We start from the raw sequence: 22,950 nt of genomic DNA, 5'->3' as shown, positions 1-22,950 counted from the left end.
GTCTTGAAGCTTGCATCGCGCCCTGATCCTCGTCAGGCGGCGGGCGGTCAGCGCCGTTCCCGTGCTGCTGATCGTCGTGGTCGCCACGTTTCTGCTGCTGGAGGCGGCGCCGGGCGACGCGGTCGATGCCTATCTGCTGTCATCAGGTGGTGGCGACGCGGCGCTGGCCGCTGGCTTGCGGGCGCAATATGGGCTCGATCAATCGCTCCTCTCCCGCCTCATCCTCTATATCACGGCGCTCGGCCGGCTCGATCTCGGCTGGTCGGTGGCCTTCGAACGGCCGGTCAAGGATCTGATTTTCGAACGCCTGCCGACCACGCTGCTGCTGATGGGATCGGCTACCGCCTTGTCCTTCGGCCTGGGATCGCTGCTCGGCGTCGTCGCCGGCAGCCGTCCCGGTTCCTTCCGCGACCGGGCGCTCTCCATCGGTGCGCTGACCCTCTACGCCATTCCCGGCTTCTGGCTGGGGCTCGTGCTGGTGCTGGTGTTCTCGGTGTCGCTCAGGTGGCTGCCGATCGCCGGTATCGAGACCATCGCGTCCGGCAAGCAGGGGCTTGCCCGCGCCCTCGACATCGCCCGCCATCTGGCGTTGCCGGTGGCCGCGCTCGGCTTCATCTATCTCGCCCTGTTCCTCCGGGTGATGCGCACCGCCATGGCCGAGGTCTGGCGGCAGGACTTCGTGCTGGCGGCACGCGCCAAGGGCCTGACGCGCCGCCGCATCGTCTGGCGTCACGTTGTCAGGGCGGCGCTGCTGCCGCTCGTCACCGTGCTCGGCCTGCAATCGGCCGGCATGCTGGGCGGCTCGGTGGTGATCGAGAGCGTGTTCGCCATCCCTGGCTTCGGGCGGCTGGCGCAGGAGGCGGTGGCCGGCCGCGATGCGCCGCTCCTCATCGGCATCATCCTGACGTCGGCGGTGCTGGTGATCCTGGTCAACCTCGCCGTCGATCTCGTCTATGCGGTGCTCGACCCGCGCATCGGCGCTTCGGAGGCCGTGCGATGAGCTTCCTGCGCCGGCTCCTTGCGATCCCGACTGGCGCCGTGGGCGTCGTCCTGCTGGCCGTCATCGCCGCCGCGGCGCTGCTCGCGCCGTGGATATCGCCTGGCGATCCCTTGCGCATCGCCGGCCCGGCGCTGCTGCCGCCTTTTTCCGATCCGGCGCTGCCGTTCGGCACCGACCGGCTCGGCCGCGACGTGCTGGCCGGCCTCCTGCACGGCGCCCGCACCTCGCTGATCGTCGGCATCGCGGCGGCGGCCGCCTCGGTGCTGCTGGGGTCGGTGGTGGGCACCATCGCCGGCTTTGCCGGCCGGCTGGTCGATGAGGCGCTGATGCGCGTGGTCGATGCCTTCCAGATCGTGCCCGGATTCCTGCTGGCGCTGGCCTTCGTGTCGGTGGCCGGCGGCTCGCTCCCCACCGTCATCGTCGCCATCGCCCTGTCGTCCTGGGCGCAGCCGGCCCGTCTGGTCCGCGCCGAGGTGCTCAGCATCCGCGAGCGCGACTATGTCGCCGCCGCCCGCGTCATCGGCATGCATCCCCTTGAGATCGCCTTCAAGGAGATCCTGCCCAACGCGCTGCCGCCGGTGCTGGCGCTGGCGGCGGTGATCGTCGCGGCCGCCATCCTCACCGAAGCCGCGCTGTCCTTCCTCGGCCTCGGCGACCCCAACGTCGTCACCTGGGGCTCGATGATCGCGGAGGGGCGCAACGTGCTGCGCGCCGCGCCTTTCCTGTCGATTATTCCCGGCATCGGCCTCGTCGCCGCCGTGCTCGGCGTCTACCTGGTCAGCGAGGCGGCCGGCGAGGCGCTGGGGCGGGGAGGGCAGCCATGACGACGCTCGCCAGCCTCTCCGATCTCACCGTCACCTATCGCCGCGCCCCAGCACCGGCGCTCACCGGCCTGTCGCTCGATATCGAGGCGGGGGAAATCCTGGCGATCATCGGCGAAAGCGGCTCCGGCAAATCGACCCTGGCCCGCGCCATTGCCGGCCTGCTGCCTGAACGGACGGAGGTTGCCGGCACCCTTCGCTGGCCCGGCCTCGATGGCGCGCCGCGCGCCGGCCGCGACATCGGCTATGTGTTCCAGGACCCCGGCTCCAGCCTCAACCCGGTGCTCAGCATTGGCGAGCAGGTGGGGGAGGGCGCGCGCCGCCATCTCGGCCTCAGCCGCCGCGCTGCTGACGCCAAAGCCGTGCGCCTGCTCACCCGCGTTCACCTGCCGGAGCCGCAGCGCATCGCCCGCGCCTATCCGCATCAGCTCTCCGGCGGCCAGCGCCAGCGGGTGGCCATCGCCGCCGCCATCGCCGCCCGGCCGCGCCTGTTGATCGCCGACGAGGTGACCTCGGCGCTCGACGTGCTGGTGCAGGCGGCCATCGTCGATCTCCTCGTCGAACTGGTGCGCGCCGATGGCATGACGCTGGTGTTCGTCACCCACGATCTGGCGCTGGCCTCCGGCATCGCCGACCGTGTCGCGGTGATGGCCGAGGGACGCCTCGTCGAACTGGGACCGGCCGCCCAAGTAGTTGCCGCTCCCAAGGCAGCCGAGACGGCGGCGCTGATAGCAGCCCATATCGATCTGGCCACACCACCCCTCATCGGGGAGGCGCCATGACCGAACCGCTCCTCATCGCCCGCGACCTCAGCCGAACCTTTACGAGCGGCGGCCGCCATGTCACCGCGCTCGACGACGTGTCGCTGACCATCGCCCCCGGAGAAACGCTGGGGCTGGTCGGCGGCTCAGGCTGCGGCAAGTCGACGCTGGCGCGCGTGCTGACCCGCCTCATCGCGCCGGAGAGCGGCTCCATCGCCTTCCTGGGCGACGACTGGCTGGCGCTCGGCGGCGGCCGCCTGCGCGCCGCCCGGCGGCACATGCAGATGGTGTTTCAGGACCCGCTCGCCGCTTTCAACCCGCGCGCCACGGTGGGCGGCGTCGTTGCCGACGCCTTGCGCATCCACTCCGTGGTTCCCAAGGCGGAGCGCGCCGCCGAAGTGGCCCGCCTCGTCGACCGCGTCGGCCTGCCGTCCGGCCTGATGGACCGGTCGATCCGCGACATCTCCGGCGGCCAGCGCCAGCGGGTGGCCATCGCCCGCGCCATCGCCGTCCGGCCGCGCCTTGTCGTCCTCGACGAGGCGGTGTCGGCGCTCGACGTTTCGGTGCGCGGGCGCATCCTGGAGCTGTTGGTCGGCCTGCAGCGGGAAACCGGCGTCGCCTATCTCTTCATCTCGCACGACCTCGCGGTGGTGCGCGCCGTCTCCCACCGCATCGCCGTGATGGCCGAGGGACGCATCGTCGAGGAAGGACCGGCTGCGAATGTTCTGGCCGTGCCGTCTTCCGACACCCTTCTGGATCTGATCGACGCCGTGCCGCGCCTCAAGAGGGAGCCCAGAGCATGAGCGATTTCGACCCCGCCGCCCTTCTCGATCCGCCAGCCTTTCCCGCCGACCGCGTCGCCGGCCTCGCCGACCGTTTCGCCCGGCTGATCGGCACGTCGGGCGACGTGCTGCTCATCCAGGCCGAGGCGGTGGTGGCGCTCGAAGCCGTGGCGGCCAGCCTCGGCCGGCCAGGCGTCAAGGCCATCAACATCGTCACCAGCCCCTATGGCATCTGGTTTGGCCGCTGGCTGCGGCGGGCCGGCGCCAACGTCATCGAGATCCGCGCCGAAGCGGCAAGGCCGATCAGTGCGCGGGCGGTGGCGGCAGCGCTCGACGCCCATCCCGATGCCAGGCTGCTGGCGGTGGTGCATGCGGAATCGGCGAGCGGCATCTGCAACCCGTTGGAGGCCATCCTGCGCCTTGCCCGCGAGCGCGACATGCTGACGGTGGTCGATGCGGTGGCTTCGCTGGGTGGACATCCCCTCGCCGCCGACGCGATGGGGGCCGACATTGTCGTGGCTGGCCCGCAGAAAGCGTTGGCCGGGCCGGCCGGCATCTCCGCCGTCGCCGTCAGCCAGCGCGCCTGGATCGAGATCGACTGGCCCGATGCCCCTGTTACCTCGACACTGTCGCTCGTCGACCAGAAACGCCTTTGGCTCGACGCTGGCAGGGGTGCGCTGCCGGGCACGCCGTCGCCGCTAGAACTCTGGGCGCTAGCCGCTGCGCTCGACCGGGTAGAGGCCGAGGGAATCGACGCCATCATCGACCGCCACAGCGAAGCCGCCACCGCCGCCCGCGACGGCCTGGAGGCGCTCGGCCTGACGCCTTGGGCGTCACAGGAGGAAGGCTCGCATCTGGTCACGACTTTTGCGGTGCCGGCCGATATCGACATCGTCCAGCTCCTCGAACGCCTCAGAGCCAGCGACCCGGAATTCTCTCTGGGTGTCGGAGCGGGAGCCGACCGCCTCATCCGCCTCAACCACACCGGCCGCCGCGCCGATCCGGCCGTGGTGCATGCCATGATCTCGGCCCTCACCGCCGCCCTCCGCCGTTGACAAGCCGCCCGCGTCTCCCTAAACATCCCGCCTCGAAGCGGGTGTAGCTCAATGGTAGAGCAGCAGCCTTCCAAGCTGAATACGAGGGTTCGATTCCCTTCACCCGCTCCAAAATTCTCTGTCAATTCAGTGCATGTGCGTTGCGGGAAATCCTCGTATAGGTTTGGATTGGCGATATTATTGTGCTGTAAAGCAATGTCATTTCCGCATATCTAGGATTTATAATCAGGTTTGTATATAGATGTTATTCATGATTTTGGGGCTGTAGACGCTGAATCTACTGGGTGGTGAATTAATGTGATCTTTAGATTAACTGAATAATGCGCTGTTAATGCTTTTATATAGGTAGTTTGTACAGAACGTTTATTATCTCGGACTTGATTTGAAGCGAACCTCTTCCGCCCGTCCGACATTCCGGTTCGGATGGGATGAAAGCAGTTTCCTCTTAGGCGCCATAAGCTTGCGCCGTATGGCTGACCTGGATAGTGTCCGGCTGTGTTTCAGGGAGGGGAGCGACTCCACAATGCCGGAACTTCACATCAATGTGGTCGTTGAGGAGACCACTTACGAGAAACCGACAGCATGGAGATTGCTCGGTTCAAAGGGGAAAGCCGGGCATGTCATCGCGCTTTGCGACAGAAACGGTATCAAGCCCGAGAGTCTTCTTGAGGTCGGGGCCGGTGATGGTGCTATTCTTCGCTCGCTTTCTGATAAACACTTTTGCGATAACATGCATGCAGTCGAAATATCGAAATCGGGCGTAGAGGTCATTCTGGAGCAGAACATTAGTGGTCTGCGTTCATGCCAGGTCTTCGATGGCTACAGTCTTCCCTTCCAAGACAATGCATTTGATTTAGTAGTGCTCTCACACGTCCTGGAACACGTGGAGCATGAACGAGCGCTCCTGCGCGAGATTTTGCGTGTCTCAAAATTCCAAGTTATTGAAATACCTATGGACTGTAACGTTTTGCACGACGAGGTTTACCATGCACTAGGCCCAAGTTATGGGCATATAAACGCTCGCTCGCCGGATTCACTGAGATTTCTGCTTACAACAGAAAACATGGTTGTGATCGATGATGACCTTGGCAAGTACGAATTAGATCTTCAGGAATACGACTATTTCGTCAACAATTCGCGAGAACGATCAGAAGCAGCCGTTGGCGAGTTTCGTCGTCGTTACCACGAGGATGAGAAGCGCTTTAACAGTCTTCAGGGTAATGACAAGGTTAAGGCCGCTAACTACTACGCCGTCCTGACGCGAGCCGAAACGACGGAGGAGCGGACTAAAAGAGCGGTTTCGGCAGCAAAAAAGGCTATTGCCAGTGGCCGGGTGCAGGCATCGCGACTAATTTTCGATCACTTCATCTCGCAAGAGAAAATAGACGATTGCGCTCTGGAAATCGCGGCGGAATTCGCTGAAGCACGCCCGGACATAGCGCTGGAATATTTGGAGAGAATATCACCGGCTCGCGCAAACTCCGAAGATGTAGTCAGAGTAAGGGGCCTCGCAGCGTCGGCTAATCGTGCGACGGCCGTTACTTTGCATGCGAAGCCTGCGAAAGGTTTACGAGCGAAGATCGGCAGAGTATTGACTTTCCTGGCTCGGGTTTCCCGAGCCTCCAGGAAGTAGCCATGGGGCACGGGATGGGGCCTGTCGTAAAGAATTAATCTAGCGTTGGTCTTGAAATCCATTTGCCGGCAGACGTCATAAGTATCTGTGTCCTGAACGTAGCCTGTCTCGTGTTCGACAGCGGCTAGAATCTCGGCATGACAGTCTCTCCCGGGGTAGACGTCGGCATCAATGGCTGGAGCGGTCCGTTCTCCGCGATAGAGATTGCGCGCGATAGCGGGTGGGGTGGGCGTTCTTTGAACGCCGGCCTTGCTCGTCTTTCCAAAGCTGGCGATGAGCGCCCTATCTGGGCGCCTCGTTTCAGCACGCCAACCTTCCTCCCCTATGAATAGACCACACCGCAAGCGCACCTACGCCCTTGCAATGTTGGGCAAATTCCCTTTCATACCGGGAGGCGGACGTGCAGATACGGGCAAGTCAGGGCGAGCAATGAGCATCGCCCGCCTCATCGAAGAACTGGCGGCCACTGGTGCCCCGATCGATGCCATCGTCATCGCCGTTCGTGCAGTTGAGGAAGGGCTGGTTGTCGAGGCCGAGCGGCGCGCCAGGGCGACCGAGCGCAAGCGCCAGCAGCGTGAGAGGGACAGGAAGCGTGACGGTCACGCGACGGTCACCGGTCAGTCATCCGACACCCCCCGTCCCCCCTCTTTCCCCCACACCCCCAAACACCCCCCTATATCCCCCCAGACTACACCGGATGAGGCGCGCGACACGGCTTCAGAACCGGTGATGGAACCGATGTCGGCCTCGATGCCGATTCCTGGGCCGACTTCCGGGCCGATCTCGGAGCCGGATGGCGAAACGTTGGCTCGTGAGCTGGCCGATGCCGGGGGGAGGGCGCTGGCCAAGCCCGCCTCGGCGCCGGGGCTGCTCGTGCTCTCCGATCCGATGAACTGGATCCGCAATGGCTGCGACCTCAAGGCCGATATCCTCCCGACCATCCAGGCCCGATGCAGCCGTGCCAGACCGTCGAGCATCCGTTCCTGGAGCTACTTCACCAAAGCCGTCTACCAAGCCCGCGACACCCGCCTGAAACCCGCACCGGAGCCGAACCCTGTCCAACTCTCCCGCACGTCCCGCAGCACTTCCCGTCCAGCCGCAACCTCACCCCAAGACGCTATCCTTGCCGCCTTCGCTCGCCGAGCTGGAGCGCACCTTGCGGCCAGAGGAGGCGGCGAGTCGGACCCCGACCTTGAGCCGGGCGCTTACCCCGGACGAACGATCGATCTTGTCGCGGTTGGTCGATGAAGTTGCGCCGCGTGCCGAGGCCAAGCCCGGTTCCGTGGCGGCGCTTCAGGAGGCCGCCAAGCTCCTCGTGGTGTTTCCCGCTAGCAACATCAGCGAAGCCGTCATAGATGCCCGCTCGGAGGCCTATGAGATCGCCCTTGAGGACGTGCCGGCTTGGACGGTCGAGGCTGCTGCCAAGCGCTGGCTCAAGGGCGAGGTGGCCGTCCTCGCCGACAAGCCGAACCTCTCCTTTCCGCCATCCCCACCCCAGCTCCGCGCGCTGGCGCTGGACGAATGGGGAAAGGCACGGGCCGCGCTGTGGCGGTATCGGCGGCTGATGGAGGGCAGGGTGGAGCGCGTGGTGCCGCTGAAGGGGCGGAGGTCGTTGCCAAAAGTGACGCTTCAGGCGTTTGATCCAAAATGTCGCCCGCCGGCAGATGCCTATCCTGGTTGAGCATGAGGCCTGAGACCTGGCCCTATCAGTTGTCGCAATAGCCACCATCCATGAGGATCTCCCCCGTGTCCTCATTGAACACAAAGCGCATGTCGCAGGTTTCTGTGTCTGGAGCCGAAATTGGGCCGGCGCAGGCGGTGTCGATCGGCGTGTAGAGTTCCGCATACCAGCGATGATGCACGTAAGTATCGAAGCCGACGGTCTCTTCCGGCTGAACCAGTGCGTATTCTTTCAGTTGCCCGTCGAAGTCCGCCCAATAGATGCGCATCGCATATTGGGTGGCATTGGTGAACCGGATGCCGGTTGGAATGTTTGTGGCAGGCGATGGCGGCTGCGTGTCTCCGCATCCACCGGCAGAAGCGGGCAGCGCTTGAAGCGCGACCGCTGATAAAATGGCGGCACCCAATAGATTTCTGAGCATGACACGACCGTCCCCCGAACAGCTGGCTCATATGCGGAGTCACCATAAAAGCTAAACAAAAGCAATGGATCTCTACGTATTTTTCTGAATGGCGTTCGGGCGCCAAAACCACGAGCTCCGCCCCCCGGAGCGGATCTGCCGACAGAGAATCTGAAGGTGACCTTCAGAACTTGCGATTAGGTCGCAGGCGCCTCCGGGCCTATATTGAGGGTGCAAAAGAAATGAGAGAAAGAGGCCGGAAACCTCCGGTCTGGAAGAAGGAAAAACCGAGATGTTCGCCACCCTCAAGCGTACCGCCAAGCTCCTCCGCGTTCCCACCCAGGCCGAGCGCGATCTGGCCTACCTCAACGAAGCTGGCGACCGCTACGACCTGGAAGCCCGCGAGCGCAACCTCAGCCGCCGCGTTGCCAACCGGGGCCTCGGCCTCTGAGGATCTGACGGCGGAAAGCCGACAAGGCTGACCACGACGTCGAGCGCTCGAAACCTGACCGGTTCGGGCGCTTTGTCGTTCTTGCGGCCTGGTCGAAGATGATGCCGAAACACAAAACCCCACCGGTGAGGGCGGGGCTTTGGCGGTCTTGTTGTCGAAGGGTCAGGCGGAGCGCTTGCGCTGCTGGCCGAGGCCCATCTGCTTGGCGAGGTTGGAACGCGCCTCAGCATAGTTCGGCGCAACCATCGGGTAATCGCTCGGCAGGTTCCACTTCGCCCGGTACTCGTCGGGCGACATGTCGTAGTGGGTGCGCAGATGGCGCTTCAGCGACTTGAACTTCTTCCCATCCTCAAGACAGATGAGATAGTCCGGCGTGATGGACTTCTTGATCGAAACGGCTGGCTTGGCGGGCTCCGCTGCAACCTCCTGGCTTTGGCTCTCGCCATTGCCAGCGCGTACGCGAGCCAGGGTGCTGTGAACGCTGGCGATGAGCGCGGGCATTTCCGGCACCGGAACGGAGTTGTTGCCGACATAGGCGGCAACAATGCTTGCCGTCAGATCGAGCGTGGTCAGTTTGTCGTAATCGTCCACGAGGATGGCTCCAAATATAAGCAAGAATCTTGAATACACTCCCTACTCTTCGAGGGGCAATTGATCAACATAATAGTTTTGTCCGACGCGTAATTATATATTGAATGGTCGACCCTAGTTTGTGTTGTTGAAATCCAGAATTGGCGGTTAGCCTCTATACTCTCACGTGTGTACTGTTCGATTTCAATCCCGGCGCCACAGGCCCGCGCTCCCGATGGACGAGGGGCGATGGTGGCCAGCGGATAGCCGGAGACCAGACAGCCCGCCATGAAGGTGTGGGCGCCAATCCGCCCCGCCGCCGATCCTTCGCCGGGCGGCTACAACAGCGCGTCGTCGTCGCGATCCCGCTAACGCCACTCCTATCCAAAGAGAATCTGAAGATGACTTTCAGAACTTGCGATTAGGTCACAGGCGTCTCCGGGCTTATATTGAGGACATCAGAAGAACAGAGAAAAGAGGCCGGAAACCTCCGGTCTGAAACAAGGAAAACCGAAATGTTCGCCACCCTCAAGCGTGCCGCCAAGGCCCTCCGCGTTCCGACCACCGAAGAGATGGAACTGGCCTATATCTACGAAGCCGGTGACCGCTACGACCTCGAAGCTCGCGAGCGCAACCTCAGCCGCCGCAACTTCAACCGGAACCTCGGTCTCTGAGGATCCCAAGGCGGTTTGACCGCCCCGATCGACACGACGTTGAGCGCTCGACCTGACCGGTTCGGGCGCTTTGTCGTTTCCGAGACGGTGCTGACGCAGATCTCATGGCAGGTCGGCGGCAAATAGCGAGAGTGAACTGCAACAAGCAGTGGTGCTGCTCAATGGGGCGCCTGGGCCTGTGATGGACGCAGCGGAGCCGCCGTTGGCGACGATGAAGCGCTCTTCCGCCATTCGATTATCGGGACCGGCTCCGGCGAGGGGCGTTCCGGTTTTCATCACGCAGCGGGCGATATACCGCAAGTTGTCAAATCGCCAGTGTTTTCGTGGGCTTATAGATATTTGAAAATTTCTAAGGTAGTCTGGTAAGCAATGGAGCTGATGGACGATTTATCGACAGCCTGCCGGTCAACGATCGCGAGGTCTGATAATGGAACAGCGTTGTAGCGCTTCGGAGGGTGGTCATCTGGCCGCCGTGTGTTCTGAGCCAGGGTGTAAAGGCACGCCGCTACGCTGCTCAGCCAAGAACGAAGCGTTCTGCGCTATCTTCGACACGCTGTTCGGGACGAACTCCGCACCCATTCTGCTCATCAATCCGGAAGACGATGGCGCTGTGGTCGATGCCAACAAGAAGGCATTGGAGTTCTACGGTTATAGCCGCGAGGCGTTCCGGCAACTCCACGTTTGGGACATCAATACGCTGGGCCGCGCGGTGCTGCCGGTGATGCGCGAGATCTCCTCCTGGGCGGGAGGGCACTATCCGCAACGCTTTCGCCACCGGCTGGCAGACGGAACAATTCGCGACGTGCAAGTCTACGCCGGGCCGGTGCAGCTGGCCGACTGCAAGCTGCTGCTGTGCATCGTTCAGGATATCACCGCGGTGATCGAGGCCGAACAGTTCAATCGTCTCCTGCTCGACAGCGTCAACGTGGGCGTCTGCGGCATAGACGATACGGGAGCCTTCACCTTCGTCAATCCAGAAGCCGTCAGGGCGTTCGGTGTTCTTCACGAGAGCGAGGTCATCAAGCTCGGCATTCATCGATTTCTCGGCGACGCCGGCGAGCAAGCCGGCGGCGAGATCCACCCGATCCTCCGCATGGCCTCGACCGGCCCCACCGCTCAGGGGATCGAGTGCTTCATGCGAAAAGCCGACGGTACGCTCTTTCCCGTCCGGCTTGTCGTCAGCCCGATCCGGGTTGGCGATCGGATCCAGGGCTCCGTTCTGAGCTTTACCGATCTGACCAAGCAGCGCGAGCAGGAAGAGCAGGTTGCCGACCTGATCAATTCGGTTCCCGGCATCGTCTTCCAGGCGGTGATGGCTGCCAACGGTCGCTTCAGCCCCACGTATTTCAACGCCGCAGCCACAGGTTTCCTTGGAATATCGTCGGAGATCGACCTGACCTCGCCTGAAGTCTTGTCGTCTTTCTTGCCACGCTTCGGGTGGATTGGTCTCCTGCGCAGCCTCAAACGATCGGCCAGATGGCAACAGCCATGGGAGCGGGAGTTTCAGATCAACGGCAGGGAGGGCGGCAAGTGGCTGCTTGGCCGGGCCAAGACACGTTTGCAATCCAATGGCGACGTTGCTTTTACCGGCGTGCTTCTCGACATCACCGATCGCAAGCGGCTGGAGGCCCGCCTGGAGGCGGCGGCCCTGACGGATTCATTGACCGGACTCAAGAACCGCCGGCATTTCGAGCAGGCTCTGAAGACCTCGGCCGAGCGTCACCTTGCCCAGGCGCGCCCCTATTCGCTGATGGTGGTCGATATCGACCACTTCAAACAGCTCAACGACCGCTATGGCCACGACGTTGGCGACGACACGCTGCGGCATGTCGCCGGCATCTTGCAGCTCCGGTCGCGCGAAATGGATTGCGCTGCCCGATGGGGTGGGGAGGAGTTTGCGGTCCTGCTGCCGGACACCGGGCTGGAGTTCGCCTCATCTCTGGCCAACGACATTCGGTCTCATGTGGCCGAGGCAGGATTTCCGGCAGACGGCCTCTCGGTCAGCATCGGCGTCGGCGAAGTTGCCAGCGGAGAAGACCCCGGCGCCTTCTTCCGCCGCGTCGACGCCGCGCTCTACCGCGCCAAGGCAAACGGCCGCAATCGCGTCGAACTCGCGTGAGCCTGTCATGCCGTGCCGACAATCAGGCCGGAATGAAAGCCGTCCCACGCTGTGAGGAACGGCCCGGCAGCTCCAGGCCGCCGGGCGCTGAAAAACGTCAGGTCCGGGGATCGACCCATCCGCCCACCGGCTCAAAGCCGCCCATGGCCTCTCGGGGGCCCCAGGTCAGCGGCTTGTAGAGCGCCGGCGCCGTGCCGGAATCGAGCACCGGCTGGACGATCTGCCAGGCAAGTTCCGCCATGTCCTCGCGGGTGAACAGTTGGCGGCGGCCGTTCATCGCGTCGCCGATCAGCCGCTCATAGGGGAGGAGGTTGTCCATGCCGTCGCTGACGGCGCTGAGCTCCACCGCCTCGCCGATCATGTTGCCGCCGTTGGCCTTGCGCCGTGCGCCGATGCCGATCGCCACCTCGGGACCAAGGCGGAAGCGCATGTAGTTGGCTTCGCCCGGCCGGATCGGGTCGAACACGTCGAGCGGCGGCCGCTTGAAGCGGACCACCACCTCGGTGGCGCGCACCGGCAGGTTCTTGCCGGCGCGAATGTAGAAGGGCACGCCCTGCCAGCGCCAGGTGTCGATGAACAGGCGCACCGCCACGAAGGTCTCGACCCGCGAGTTGGCGGCAACGCCCGGTTCGTTGCGATAGCCCTCGAACTGGCCGCGGACGACGTCGAGCTCCTCAAGCGGGCGGATGGCTTTCAGCACCTGCACCTTCTCGTCGATCAGGTCGTCAGAGAGGGCGTTGACCGGCGGTTCGGTGGCGAGCAGCAGCAGCACGTTGATCAGGTGGTTCTGCACCACATCGCGCAACGCGCCGACCTCCTCATAGAAGCGGCCGCGCCCCTCGACGCCGAAGTTCTCGGCCATGGTGATCTGCACGCTGTCGATGTAGTTGCGGTTCCACAACGGCTCCAGGAAGGAGTTGGCGAAGCGGAAGTAGAGGAGGTTCTGGATCGCCTCCTTGCCGAGATAGTGGTCGATGCGGAAAATCTCGTCTTCTTTGAAGACGGTATGCAGAACGCGGTTGAGCTCCTGCGCCGATTGCAGGTCGCGGCCGAACGGCTTTTCGACCATCAAACGCGCGCCGAGCGAGAGGTTGGCCTGCTTGAGGCCGGCGGTCACCGAGGCGAACATCGACGGCGGGATCGCGAGATAGTAGAGCACGCGCCGGCGGTCCGACAGTGCCTCCTGGAGACGGGTGAACGTCGTCGGGTCCTGGTAGTCGCCGGGGACGAAGCGCATCAGGCTGGCGAATTTGGTGAAGGTTGCCTCGTCGATGTCGCCGGAGCTGGCGATGCTCTCGCGGGCGCGCTCCACCAGCTTCTCGACGCTCCAGCTATCGCGGGCAACGCCGACGATGGGTTCGTTGAGATTGCCGCGCCGCACCATCTGATAGAGCGACGGATAGATCATCTTGCGGGCGAGGTCGCCGGTGGCGCCAAAGATGACGAGAGCGTCCGACCGTCCGTTGCGGGCTTCTTTGATGACTCTGGGCATGTCAGTGGCCCTCCTTCTTTTCGATATGGCCGCCAAAGGCTTGGCGCATGGCCGAAAGCACCTTGTTGGCGAACTCGTCATTGCCGCGCGAGGTGAAGCGGCTGAATAGGGCCGACGACAGCACCGGCACCGGCACGGAGGTGTCGATGGCGGCCTGAAGCGTCCAGCGCCCCTCGCCGGAATCGGCGACGTGGCCCTGATAGGAGGCAAGGTTGGGGTCGGCGGAAAGCGCCGAAGCCGTCAGGTCGAGCAGCCACGAGCTGATGACGCTGGCATGCCGCCACACCTCGGTCACCGCAGCGATGTCGAAATCGTAGCGGTAGTATTGCGGCTCATCGAGCGGGCTGGTCTCGGCGTCGGCCTTGCGCGCCACCGAGCCGGCGTTGGCCGATTTCAGGATGTTCAGCCCCTCGGCATAGGCGGCCATCATGCCGTATTCGATGCCGTTGTGGATCATCTTGACGAAATGGCCGGCACCGGCCGGACCGCAGTGGAGGTAGCCGCGCTCCGCCGCGCTGAGCGACGGATCGCCGCCGGGGGCCAGGGTTGCAAAAATGGGATCGAGCCGCGCCACGGCGCCGGTGTCGCCACCGATCATCAGGCAGTAGCCGCGCTCCTTGCCCCATACGCCGCCGGACGTGCCGACATCGAGGAAGTGAATTCTGGCCGTTGCCAGTTCGCCGGCCAGATCCACCGCCTTGCGATAGTTGGAGTTGCCGCCGTCGATGATCGCGTCATCGGGGGAAAGGCGCGTCGACAGATCGCGAACGGCCGCTTCCGTGACGGCGGCCGGCAGCATCAGCCAGATGGCGCGCGGCGGCTTCAGGCGGGATATCAGGTCATCGACCGAGGAGGCGGGAACGGCGCCTTGCGCCTCCATGGCGGCGACGCTGTCCCGGTTGACGTCGTAGGCCACGACCTCGTGTCCGCCTGCCATAAGCCGGAGTGCCATGTTGTAGCCCATCCGGCCCAGTCCCATCATTCCGATCTGCATATGTCATTCTCCGTGAAGCCTTACGGACTTCGGGTGTCTGGAGTTCAGGCCCAAAGGGGCGTTGGGGCGTGTTGGTTGATGTAGGGCGGTTCGGGAGGGCTCAATTCGGCGCTGCGAGGCTGACGAAGAGCGGTATGAATTGGGGTCTGGGCAAAATCGCATCAGCCATCGGAGACCTTCCTGAACTGCCAATATCGGGCACTCACTTAGGTATATTACCTAGGCTCCGAGTAAATGGCCAACCCGATCACGTTCAAAGGAGGTAGCGGTGAAAAGGCGTGTCGGCCGCCCTATTCACGCTCAGAGGCTATGAGCGGGGGCGATTTCGCCGCCTTGCGGGCGGGCGCCAAGGCATGGAAGCCGGCACCCGGTGCAGGGCAGCTCCGATGTTGCGTCCGGGATTGGGGCAAGACAAACGTGCTCTAGACTGCCAATGCAGCGGACGTTTTGAAAATCTGCGACAGCTCGGTGGGCGGCATCGGCTTGCCCATCAGGAAGCCCTGCAGCTCGTCACAGCCGAAAGCCCGCAGAACGTCTCTCTGTTCGGGTGTTTCAACGCCCTCGGCGGTCGTCTTCAGCCCCTTGGCATGCGCCATTGAGATCATGGCCCGAACAATTTCCGCGTCGCCCTCGGACTCGGTGATGTTCTTCACAAAGCTGCGGTCGATCTTGATGCGATCGAAGCTGATATCCCTGAGCCGTTCGAACGTCGACGACCCTGTTCCGAAGTCATCGATGGCGATGGCGATCCCCTTGGCATTCAGGGATTTGATGTTTTGCAGCCCGACTTCCTCGGAATCTGCGAAGTCGGTTTCGGTCATCTCAAGTTCGAGACGCTCCGCCGGAAAACCGGTTCTCGACAGCACGGCAGATACGGCTTCGACGAACTCGGGATCACGCAGCTGAATGGGAGACACATTGACGGCGAGATGGTCGACTGGCCATGCAACGGCTTCGCGGCAGGCGGTTTCCAGAACCCACAAGCCCAGGTCGCCGATCAAGCCCGCCTCTTCGGCAATGGGAATGAACACCACCGGCGAAATCGCTCCCCGTCCGGGATGCTGCCAGCGGACGAGCGCCTCGGCCCCCAGGACACGATCGCCGTCGCTGGCGAATTTGGGCTGATAGACGACGGAGAGTCCGATCTTTGTCCGGAGGGCTTCGCGAAGATCCGCCTCTATGGCGGCCCGGTTCTGGATGGCATCGTCCATCTGGCTGCCGAAGATCGAGAAGCGACGGCGCCCGGCCAGTTTGGCATGATAGAGGGCGACGTCGGCCTTCCTGTTCAGCTCCGGTCGATCGGTGCCGTGATGAGGAGCCATCGACACGCCTATGGAGACGCCGATGAAGGCTCGCCGCCCCTCGATCTCCATCGGCTCGGCGAGACTGTCGATGATCTCACTGCAAATCTGCTCGACTTCGCGCTTGGTCCGATGGGGGATCAGGGCTGCGAACTCGTCTCCGCCCACGCGGTAGACAGGGGCGTTGGCAGGAAGGATGCCGGCCGTGCGCCGGGCGAATTCGACCAGGACGGCATCGCCGATCTGGTGGCCCAGGATGTCGTTGACCTGCTTGAACCGGTCGAGGTCCATGAACAGAAACGCCAGAGGGTCGGATTGCTGGTGGAGGGAGAACTGATCAACCAGCTCATCGGCGGCTTTCTCATAGGCCGCCCGATTGGGAAGCCCGGTGAGCGGGTCGTGCGAGGCGAGATATCGGATGTGCTCGTTGTTCTTGATCCGATCCAGCTTGCGACGATAGGACGCCGAGGAGATCAAGAGAGTGCCGACCATCAGCGTCGACGCCACCAGCGCCAGAATCGGCAACAGGGAGGCGAGAAGGCGCCGCCCCGGCTGATAGGGTACCCATTCGAACGGAACGGTCGCGCCGCTGGTGTCGCCGGTCAGGGTCACAGACGCCGCGTCTGGATCAAGCGCGCCGGCCGGAACGAATTTCAGATCTTGCAGAACATGCGCCTGGCCAACCCGGCGGATGACGTCGCCTTCAAGATACTGAATGGCGACATGGATATGAATCGTCGAGATGGATTGGCTCAGTCTCCCGGAGTCGGAGACAATCGGCTTTACGCTCAACACCGCCGGCTGTCCCGCGACGTAGAGATAGTCGCTGACGCCCACCGATTGTTCGTGGCTGCCTGCGATCGGCGCCTCTTCAGTCGCCAGTTTGGAACGGAGGGCTTGCAGATAGGGGCGCAACAAGTCGCGGCGTTCTTCGAAGAAGCCGGCCGGCTTTATTTGATTGTCGGCAAAAGAATAGATCGGCTGATCCTGCCCATCCAGCACATAGGCCTCATCGACGCCGAAGAATGTGTGCATCCAGCTGCCGAGGTTGCCATCGATCCATTCGTCATTGCCGCTCACGGCCGTTCTCTCGACGGCCTCATCCCAGAATGTGGAACTTTCCTGGTTATGAGACAGATTGGTGCGAATTTCTCTCAGAGCATAGCCGGCGATCTCGCCCTGCCTGCGGATATCCTCCTGATCAACCGACCGAGCAGCCCAAACGAGAAATAGCCCGATGGCCGACAGCGCAAGGACCATGGCCAGCAAGGAGGCGACGACCCGAGACAGGAAAAGAGAGAAGGGTTGATTCATCAAGGCGTCCCGGGGTCCAATTCGCGCTCGTGCCGTACCAAGCTGAAGCTCTCTTTCATTGCCACCTAAACGCCAGCCGATTTAAGAATTGGTTATTTTCTTTGTGAAGCATGATATGCTTGATGCATGTAGACCAGAGGTATTCTGGAATTCAGGATGTTTATTCGGCTGGTTTAAACCTACGGTAACCCCACGCTGCTCACAGCAGGTAAATAGTATTATAATACAATATTGCATGGAGTTTTGCGGCAAAAGGTATGGGCGCCTCGCAGGTCTATCCCTTGAGGTAGGGTAAGCGGATACTGCGGCCCTGCTACGGTATCTATCTGTCATGAACTGGCGCGAAAGCTTCGTCACCGATCGCAACAACACCGGCAGCGCGAGTATCACGCGCGGCTCCCGAGCCAATGGGCCGCCGGTGGCGACGATCACATGCCCATAGGGCGAATCTTCCATGGGCTCTCCGACCTTTGCCCACCCGCTAGCCCGCGGTTTTCCTCAGAAATAGGAAGATCTCGCTGCGGTGCTCTTCGGGCGGCGACGGGCGGGTACGTCGAGTGGCTTGCCTTAGCCGTGTGGCGACCTTGAATTTTCAGGGAAAGCGGTCCATATGGCACAGCCTCGGAGCTGATTGCTCTTTGCGGGGAGAGCGGCGCTAATCAGGGCTTGAACCTTGCGTTAAAAGGCACTATTCGAGCCGCCGACCGGCCGCCCCGGTTCGGGGGCAGCGCACGAAAAGGCCCCATCAAACCTTTCGAGAGAGACGAAGCGATGGCCAAGGAAAAGTTTTCGCGGACGAAGCCTCACTGCAATATCGGTACGATCGGTCACGTCGACCACGGCAAGACGTCGCTGACGGCGGCGATCACCAAGGTGCTGGCCGAGACGGGCGGCGCGACGTTCAAGGCCTATGATCAGATCGACGCGGCTCCCGAAGAGAAGGCGCGCGGCATCACGATCAACACGGCCCACGTCGAGTACGAGACGAAGAACCGTCACTATGCTCACGTCGACTGCCCAGGCCACGCCGACTATGTGAAGAACATGATCACCGGTGCCGCCCAGATGGACGGCGCGATCCTGGTCGTGTCGGCTGCCGACGGCCCGATGCCGCAGACCCGCGAGCACATCCTCTTGGCCCGTCAGGTCGGCGTGCCCGCCATCGTCGTCTACCTCAACAAGTGCGACATGGTCGACGATCCGGAGCTGCTTGAGCTGGTTGAGATGGAAGTGCGTGAGCTTCTGTCGTCCTACGACTTCCCCGGCGACGACATTCCGATCGTCAAGGGTTCGGCGCTCGTTGCCCTCGAGGGTGGCGACCCGGTCCTCGGTCATGACTCGATCCTCGAGCTGATGACCCAGGTCGATGCCTATATCCCGCAGCCGGACCGTCCGGTTGACCAGCCGTTCCTGATGCCGATCGAAGACGTGTTCTCGATCTCCGGTCGTGGCACCGTGGTGACCGGCCGTGTCGAGCGCGGCATCGTCAAGGTGGGCGAGGAAGTCGAGATCGTCGGCATCCGTCCGACCACCAAGACGACGGTGACCGGCGTCGAGATGTTCCGCAAGCTGCTCGATCAGGGCCAGGCTGGCGACAACATCGGCGCTCTGCTGCGCGGTACCAAGCGTGAAGACGTCGAGCGCGGCCAGGTGCTGTGCAAGCCGGCTTCGGTGAACCCGCACACCAAGTTCAAGGCGGAAGCCTACATCCTGACCAAGGAAGAGGGTGGCCGTCACACGCCGTTCTTCACCAACTACCGCCCGCAGTTCTACTTCCGCACGACGGACGTGACCGGCGTGGTGACGCTGAACGAAGGCGTCGAGATGGTGATGCCCGGCGACAACGTGACGATGAACGTCCAGCTGATCGTTCCGATTGCCATGGAAGAGAAGCTCCGCTTCGCTATCCGTGAAGGTGGCCGCACCGTCGGCGCCGGCGTCGTCGCTTCGATCGTCGAGTAAGTAGAAGTTTTCCGGCGGCTCCGGCCGCCGGAATCCCCTGAATTTCCGGGCTGATCCACAGCCAAGTCATTCGGGAGACAAAGAAATTGCCAGGCGGGGGTTGCTCCGCCGGCAAGAATCGGTGAGAAGGGCGCACCGCGTTTTTGGTGCTTGATCCGGAAGCCGGTTCGGCTATAAGCGAACGGACTGGCGTCCGCGAGCGGAAGTCTTAGGGGTATAGCTCAGTTGGTAGAGCGGCGGTCTCCAAAACCGCAGGTCGCGGGTTCGAGCCCTGCTGCCCCTGCCATTTCCCTCTTGCGTCGACCTACCGGAAGCTATAGATAACGGTTCCTGTCTCGTGGCGCGCGGAGCTGACGTTCCGCGCGCCCGACCGTCATGAGTGGATGTATGGCCAAGACTAGCCCCCTTGAGTTTCTGCAGCAAGTTCGGACCGAGGCCGGCAAGGTCACGTGGCCGACCCGGCGCGAAACTGCGATCACGACGACCATGGTGTTCATCATGGCCATCCTTGCGGCAATCTTCTTCCTGGTTGCCGACATGATCATGAACTGGGGTGTCGGGTTGCTGCTCGGCCTCAGCGGCTGACGAACGACCGCCGAGGGAGCATCGACATGGCAAAACGCTGGTACATTGTGCACGCCTACTCGAATTTCGAGAAGAAGGTGGCCGACTCCATCAAGGAGCAGGCGCAACAGCGCGGTCTCGCGCACCTCTTCGAGCAGGTGCTGGTACCCACTGAGAGCATCACGGAAGTGCGTCGCGGCCGCAAGGTTTCGGCCGAGCGCAAGTTCTTTCCCGGTTACGTCCTCGTTCGCATGGATATGACCGACGAGGCTTACCACCTCATTAAGAACACGCCGAAGGTCACTGGGTTCCTGGGCTCCGACAATAAGCCGGTTCCCATTCCCGACCGCGAGGCGGAGCGGATCATGAATCAGGTCGAGGTTGGCGTCGAACGGCCCAAGCCGTCCGTCAGCTTCGAAATCGGCGAGCAGGTCAAGGTGTCCGACGGCCCGTTCGCCTCCTTCTCCGGCCTCGTCGAAGAGGTGGATGAGGAACGCAGCCGCCTCAAGGTGGCGGTGTCGATCTTCGGCCGCGCCACGCCGGTCGAGCTGGAATACGGTCAGGTCGAAAAGGTCTGACGCACGTTTGCGGTGCCGGTTACGCCGGTGCCGCGTCCGTCGCTTGGTACGCCAAGCGGCACCCACCCCGTGGGAGAGGGGCCCCGGCAATCGCCGCCGGGACACGGTCCTCCGACCACGAACCTGAAGGCGAGCCGGCTTTGCCGGGGCTGCCGACGAGGAGATAAAAATGGCGAAGAAAATCACCGGCTACCTGAAGCTTCAGGTGGCGGCCGGTTCGGCGACCCCGTCGCCCCCGATCGGCCCCGCGCTCGGTCAGCGCGGCCTCAACATCATGGAATTCTGCAAGGCGTTCAACGCGCAGACGCAGGGTATGGAAAAGGGCATGCCGATCCCGGTGCTCTTCACCATCTATGCCGACCGCTCGTTCACCTTCAAGCTGCGTACGCCGCCGGTTGGCTACTTCCTCAAGAAGGCCGCCGGTATCGACAAGGGCTCGAAGACGCCGGGTACCGGTTCTGCCGGCTCCATCACCAAGGCGCAGGTGCGTGAAATCGCCGAGAAGAAGCTCGCCGACATGAACGCCGCCTCCATCGACGCCGCCATGCTCATGGTCGAGGGCTCTGCCCGCTCCATGGGTCTGCAGATCGCGGAGTGACCGACATGGCCAAGCTTCCCAAGCGCGTCGCCGCCAGTCGCGAAGGCATCGATCGCAAGAAGTTCTACCCGCTGACCGAGGCCCTCGGCCTGATCAAGGAACGCGCCACGGCGAAGTTCGACGAGACCGTCGAAGTCGCCATCAACCTGGGCGTCGATCCCCGTCATGCCGACCAGATGGTCCGTGGCGTCGTTCAGCTGCCGCACGGCACCGGCAAGACCGTTCGCGTCGCCGTGTTCGCCCGTGGCCTCAAGGCCGACGAAGCGACCGCCGCTGGCGCCGACATCGTCGGTGCCGAGGATCTGGTTGAGACCATCCAGAAGGGTGAGATCAACTTCGACCGCTGCATCGCCACGCCGGACATGATGCCGCTGGTCGGTCGTCTCGGTAAGGTGCTGGGCCCGCGCGGCCTGATGCCGAACCCCAAGGTCGGCACCGTCACGCAGGACGTCGCCGCCGCCGTCAAGGCGACCAAGGGTGGCGCTGTCGAGTTCCGTGTCGAGAAGGCTGGTATCGTCCACGCCGGCATCGGCAAGGCGTCGTTCAGCGCCGAGGCTCTGCTCGAGAACATCCGGGCCATCGTCGATGCCGTCCAGAAGGCCAGGCCGGCCGGTGCCAAGGGCACCTACCTGCAGCGCCTCTCGGTCTCCTCGACCATGGGCCCTGGCGTCAAGGTTGAAGTCGGCTCCCTGGGTGCCGCTTCCTGACGATGAATTCCGACCTATATAGGGTCGGCTGCTCCGACAAGGAGCGAACAAGTTTCCCGTCGGCTTAGGCCGGCGGGATCGGTGGCTTTCAGAGGGCTTGCCCGAAGAAGGCTTCCGACCCTGTCCGAGATTGTGGGTGTCCCGGCATTTCTGCCGCGACCTAAGCCGCCGGACCGATCCTGGTTTTCCGGGTGACGTCGGGGCCTGCATGAGACGGGAGTGAGATCCGTATGCATCCGAAGGGTGGTTCGCCGCTCTTCCAATGACCAGTACCGGTTCGAACTCTTCCCTCCAGCCACGCCGGTTTTCCGGAACGGGTTGGCGGACAGGCCGCGAGCGCCGCGCTTGAGCCCTTTGGGTGAGGGGCGTGGCAACAGCAACCTGACGGCGAGGCGCAAGCCTTGTCGTTTATCTGGAGACAGGCCGTGGATAGAGCGGAAAAGCGGGAACTGATCGACGCACTCAACGCCTCGTTCAAGGGCGCGGGCGTCATCGTCGTGTCCCACTACCAAGGCCTTACCGTCGCTGACCTGCAGGCGTACCGCGCCCGCATGAAGGAAGCCGGCGGCAAGGTCAAGGTCGCCAAGAACCGCCTCGCCAAGCTTGCTCTTCAAGGCACTGATGCCGAGCACATCGCTGACCTGTTCACAGGTCCGACCGTCATCGCCTACTCGGCGGATCCGGTCGCGGCGTCCAAGGTCACCGTCGAGTATTCCAAGACCAACGACAAGCTCGTTGTTCTCGGTGGTGCTCTCGGCAAGACCAACCTCGATGCCAACGGCGTCAAGGCTCTCGCGAGCCTGCCGTCGCTGGACGAACTGCGCGCCAAGCTGCTGGGTATGATCAATACCCCGGCGACCCGCATCGCAGGCGTCCTGCAGGCACCCGCGGGCCAGCTGGCCCGCGTGTTCGGGGCTTATGCCAAGAAGGACGAAGCGGCGTGAGGCCGTTCGACCTGAAACACAAATCTGGTTCGAACCGTTACTGAAGGAAGAAGTGAAATGGCTGATCTTGCCAAGCTGGTCGATGAACTGTCGGCCCTGACCGTCCTGGAAGCCGCCGAGCTGTCCAAGCTCCTCGAAGAGAAGTGGGGCGTTTCCGCCGCTGCTCCGGTCGCCGTCGCCGCCGTTGGTGGCGCTGCTGCGCCGGCCGCTGCCGAGGAAGAGAAGACCGAGTTCGACGTCATCCTCGTCGATGCCGGCGACAAGAAGATCAACGTGATCAAGGAAGTCCGCGCCATCACCGGTCTCGGCCTCAAGGAAGCCAAGGACCTGGTCGAAGGCGCTCCGAAGCCGGTCAAGGAAGCCGCGTCCAAGGACGAGGCCGCCAAGATCAAGAAGCAGCTTGAAGAAGCTGGCGCCAAGGTCGAAGTCAAGTAATCGACCTGACAATTTTGACGGTGGGCGGCTCGACAAAATCGGGCCGCCCAACGGTTGTTTTTGAGATGGCCTTTATTTGGCCCGAATCGAACCGAATTGGCTAAAGACTTGGCC

24 protein-coding genes and 2 tRNA genes are annotated in these 22,950 nt (G+C 62.9%); 20 read left to right on the top strand and 6 right to left on the bottom strand.

Annotation, left to right across the window (positions count from 1 at the left end):
- The first annotated feature begins 10 nt into the window (after nt 1–10).
- The 7 genes from G522_RS0100165 (at nt 11) to G522_RS28710 (ending at nt 6,052) form a co-directional block, all read left to right on the top strand.
- Nucleotides 11–1,000 carry an ABC transporter permease gene (locus tag G522_RS0100165; RefSeq protein WP_026789317.1) on the top strand — a complete coding sequence of 330 codons (990 nt, stop codon included), beginning with the start codon at nt 11–13 and terminating at the stop codon, nt 998–1,000.
- Complete coding sequence (locus tag G522_RS0100160) at nt 997–1,824, top strand: ABC transporter permease (RefSeq protein WP_026789316.1); 828 nt, start codon at nt 997–999, stop codon at nt 1,822–1,824. Before G522_RS0100165 ends, G522_RS0100160 begins: the two co-directional genes overlap by 4 nt.
- Entirely contained in the window at nt 1,821–2,603 is a 783-nt protein-coding gene (locus G522_RS0100155) for an ABC transporter ATP-binding protein (protein WP_026789315.1), read from the top strand. The genes G522_RS0100160 and G522_RS0100155 overlap by 4 nt, the downstream gene beginning before the upstream one ends.
- A complete protein-coding gene (locus G522_RS0100150) occupies nt 2,600–3,385 on the top strand; it encodes an ATP-binding cassette domain-containing protein (RefSeq protein ID WP_026789314.1) in 786 nt (261 codons plus the stop codon). Before G522_RS0100155 ends, G522_RS0100150 begins: the two co-directional genes overlap by 4 nt.
- Complete coding sequence (locus G522_RS24870; protein ID WP_084632628.1) at nt 3,382–4,419, top strand: aminotransferase class V-fold PLP-dependent enzyme; 1,038 nt, start codon at nt 3,382–3,384, stop codon at nt 4,417–4,419. The genes G522_RS0100150 and G522_RS24870 overlap by 4 nt, the downstream gene beginning before the upstream one ends.
- A gap of 37 nt (nt 4,420–4,456) precedes the next feature.
- A tRNA-Gly gene (locus G522_RS0100140) sits at nt 4,457–4,530 on the top strand.
- A 412-nt stretch (nt 4,531–4,942) separates the two neighbouring features.
- Nucleotides 4,943–6,052 carry a class I SAM-dependent methyltransferase gene (locus tag G522_RS28710; RefSeq protein ID WP_169453442.1) on the top strand — a complete coding sequence of 370 codons (1,110 nt, stop codon included), beginning with the start codon at nt 4,943–4,945 and terminating at the stop codon, nt 6,050–6,052.
- A gap of 417 nt (nt 6,053–6,469) precedes the next feature.
- Here the strand turns inward: G522_RS28710 and G522_RS0100130 are convergent, their stop codons facing one another.
- Entirely contained in the window at nt 6,470–6,655 is a 186-nt protein-coding gene (locus G522_RS0100130; protein WP_026789313.1) for a hypothetical protein, read from the bottom strand.
- Nucleotides 6,656–6,781: 126 nt separating this feature from the next.
- On the opposite strand from G522_RS0100130, the gene G522_RS29860 reads away from it, so the two are divergent.
- Nucleotides 6,782–7,300 (top strand): hypothetical protein, encoded by a 519-nt coding sequence (locus G522_RS29860; protein ID WP_156886775.1) that lies wholly within the window; start codon nt 6,782–6,784, stop codon nt 7,298–7,300.
- Nucleotides 7,281–7,733 carry a hypothetical protein gene (locus G522_RS0100120; RefSeq protein ID WP_156886774.1) on the top strand — a complete coding sequence of 151 codons (453 nt, stop codon included), beginning with the start codon at nt 7,281–7,283 and terminating at the stop codon, nt 7,731–7,733. Before G522_RS29860 ends, G522_RS0100120 begins: the two co-directional genes overlap by 20 nt.
- A 25-nt stretch (nt 7,734–7,758) precedes the next feature.
- On the opposite strand, the gene G522_RS0100115 is transcribed toward G522_RS0100120, so the two are convergent.
- Entirely contained in the window at nt 7,759–8,154 is a 396-nt protein-coding gene (locus tag G522_RS0100115; protein ID WP_084632627.1) for a VHL beta domain-containing protein, read from the bottom strand.
- 271 nt (nt 8,155–8,425) lie between these two features.
- On the opposite strand from G522_RS0100115, the gene G522_RS29855 reads away from it, so the two are divergent.
- Nucleotides 8,426–8,584 (top strand): DUF3563 family protein, encoded by a 159-nt coding sequence (locus G522_RS29855; protein WP_156886773.1) that lies wholly within the window; start codon nt 8,426–8,428, stop codon nt 8,582–8,584.
- A 162-nt stretch (nt 8,585–8,746) separates the two neighbouring features.
- Here G522_RS29855 and G522_RS0100105 read toward each other — a convergent pair whose 3' ends face one another.
- A complete protein-coding gene (locus tag G522_RS0100105; protein WP_026789309.1) occupies nt 8,747–9,175 on the bottom strand; it encodes a Ros/MucR family transcriptional regulator in 429 nt (142 codons plus the stop codon).
- 494 nt (nt 9,176–9,669) lie between these two features.
- Here G522_RS0100105 and G522_RS29850 point away from each other — a divergent pair, with 494 nt between their 5' ends.
- Nucleotides 9,670–9,828, top strand: a complete 159-nt coding sequence (locus G522_RS29850) for a DUF3563 domain-containing protein (protein WP_156886772.1) — start codon at nt 9,670–9,672, stop codon at nt 9,826–9,828.
- Between the two features lie 427 nt (nt 9,829–10,255).
- Nucleotides 10,256–11,947, top strand: coding sequence for a sensor domain-containing diguanylate cyclase (locus G522_RS0100095; RefSeq protein ID WP_084632626.1), 1,692 nt, complete (start codon nt 10,256–10,258; stop codon nt 11,945–11,947).
- Between the two features lie 97 nt (nt 11,948–12,044).
- Here G522_RS0100095 and zwf read toward each other — a convergent pair whose 3' ends face one another.
- The 3 genes from zwf to G522_RS24860 form a co-directional block, all read right to left on the bottom strand.
- Complete coding sequence (gene zwf / locus G522_RS0100090; protein WP_026789307.1) at nt 12,045–13,439, bottom strand: glucose-6-phosphate dehydrogenase; 1,395 nt, start codon at nt 13,437–13,439, stop codon at nt 12,045–12,047.
- 1 nt (nt 13,440) lies between these two features.
- Nucleotides 13,441–14,433 carry a phosphogluconate dehydrogenase (NAD(+)-dependent, decarboxylating) gene (gnd, locus tag G522_RS0100085; protein WP_026789306.1) on the bottom strand — a complete coding sequence of 331 codons (993 nt, stop codon included), beginning with the start codon at nt 14,431–14,433 and terminating at the stop codon, nt 13,441–13,443.
- Nucleotides 14,434–14,855: 422 nt separating this feature from the next.
- Entirely contained in the window at nt 14,856–17,048 is a 2,193-nt protein-coding gene (locus G522_RS24860; RefSeq protein ID WP_036837489.1) for a putative bifunctional diguanylate cyclase/phosphodiesterase, read from the bottom strand.
- A gap of 771 nt (nt 17,049–17,819) precedes the next feature.
- Between G522_RS24860 and tuf the strand changes: the two genes are divergently transcribed.
- The 8 genes from tuf to rplL all read left to right on the top strand — a co-directional run bounded on the left by tuf (nt 17,820) and on the right by rplL (nt 22,836).
- Nucleotides 17,820–19,010, top strand: coding sequence for an elongation factor Tu (gene tuf, locus G522_RS0100070; protein ID WP_026789305.1), 1,191 nt, complete (start codon nt 17,820–17,822; stop codon nt 19,008–19,010).
- A gap of 210 nt (nt 19,011–19,220) precedes the next feature.
- Nucleotides 19,221–19,296 (top strand) — tRNA-Trp (locus G522_RS0100065).
- Nucleotides 19,297–19,397: 101 nt separating this feature from the next.
- The gene (secE, locus tag G522_RS0100060) at nt 19,398–19,595 is read left to right on the top strand and encodes a preprotein translocase subunit SecE (protein ID WP_026789304.1); all 198 of its coding nucleotides are present in this window, start codon (nt 19,398–19,400) and stop codon (nt 19,593–19,595) included.
- A 26-nt stretch (nt 19,596–19,621) separates the two neighbouring features.
- Complete coding sequence (gene nusG, locus G522_RS0100055; RefSeq protein WP_026789303.1) at nt 19,622–20,152, top strand: transcription termination/antitermination protein NusG; 531 nt, start codon at nt 19,622–19,624, stop codon at nt 20,150–20,152.
- A 169-nt stretch (nt 20,153–20,321) separates the two neighbouring features.
- On the top strand, nt 20,322–20,750 hold the full coding sequence (gene rplK / locus G522_RS0100050; protein ID WP_026789302.1) for a 50S ribosomal protein L11: 429 nt from the start codon (nt 20,322–20,324) through the stop codon (nt 20,748–20,750).
- A gap of 5 nt (nt 20,751–20,755) precedes the next feature.
- Entirely contained in the window at nt 20,756–21,457 is a 702-nt protein-coding gene (gene rplA, locus G522_RS0100045) for a 50S ribosomal protein L1 (RefSeq protein WP_026789301.1), read from the top strand.
- A 425-nt stretch (nt 21,458–21,882) separates the two neighbouring features.
- Nucleotides 21,883–22,401: a 50S ribosomal protein L10 gene (gene rplJ, locus G522_RS0100040; protein ID WP_026789300.1), complete on the top strand. Its 519-nt coding sequence runs from the start codon at nt 21,883–21,885 to the stop codon at nt 22,399–22,401.
- A 57-nt stretch (nt 22,402–22,458) separates the two neighbouring features.
- Nucleotides 22,459–22,836, top strand: a complete 378-nt coding sequence (gene rplL, locus G522_RS0100035; protein ID WP_026789299.1) for a 50S ribosomal protein L7/L12 — start codon at nt 22,459–22,461, stop codon at nt 22,834–22,836.
- Nucleotides 22,837–22,950 lie beyond the last annotated feature (114 nt).

This window comes from Pleomorphomonas oryzae DSM 16300, from assembly GCF_000422965.1.
Taxonomy (GTDB): domain Bacteria; phylum Pseudomonadota; class Alphaproteobacteria; order Rhizobiales; family Pleomorphomonadaceae; genus Pleomorphomonas; species Pleomorphomonas oryzae.
This window is presented reverse-complemented; position numbering and strand designations above follow the sequence as displayed.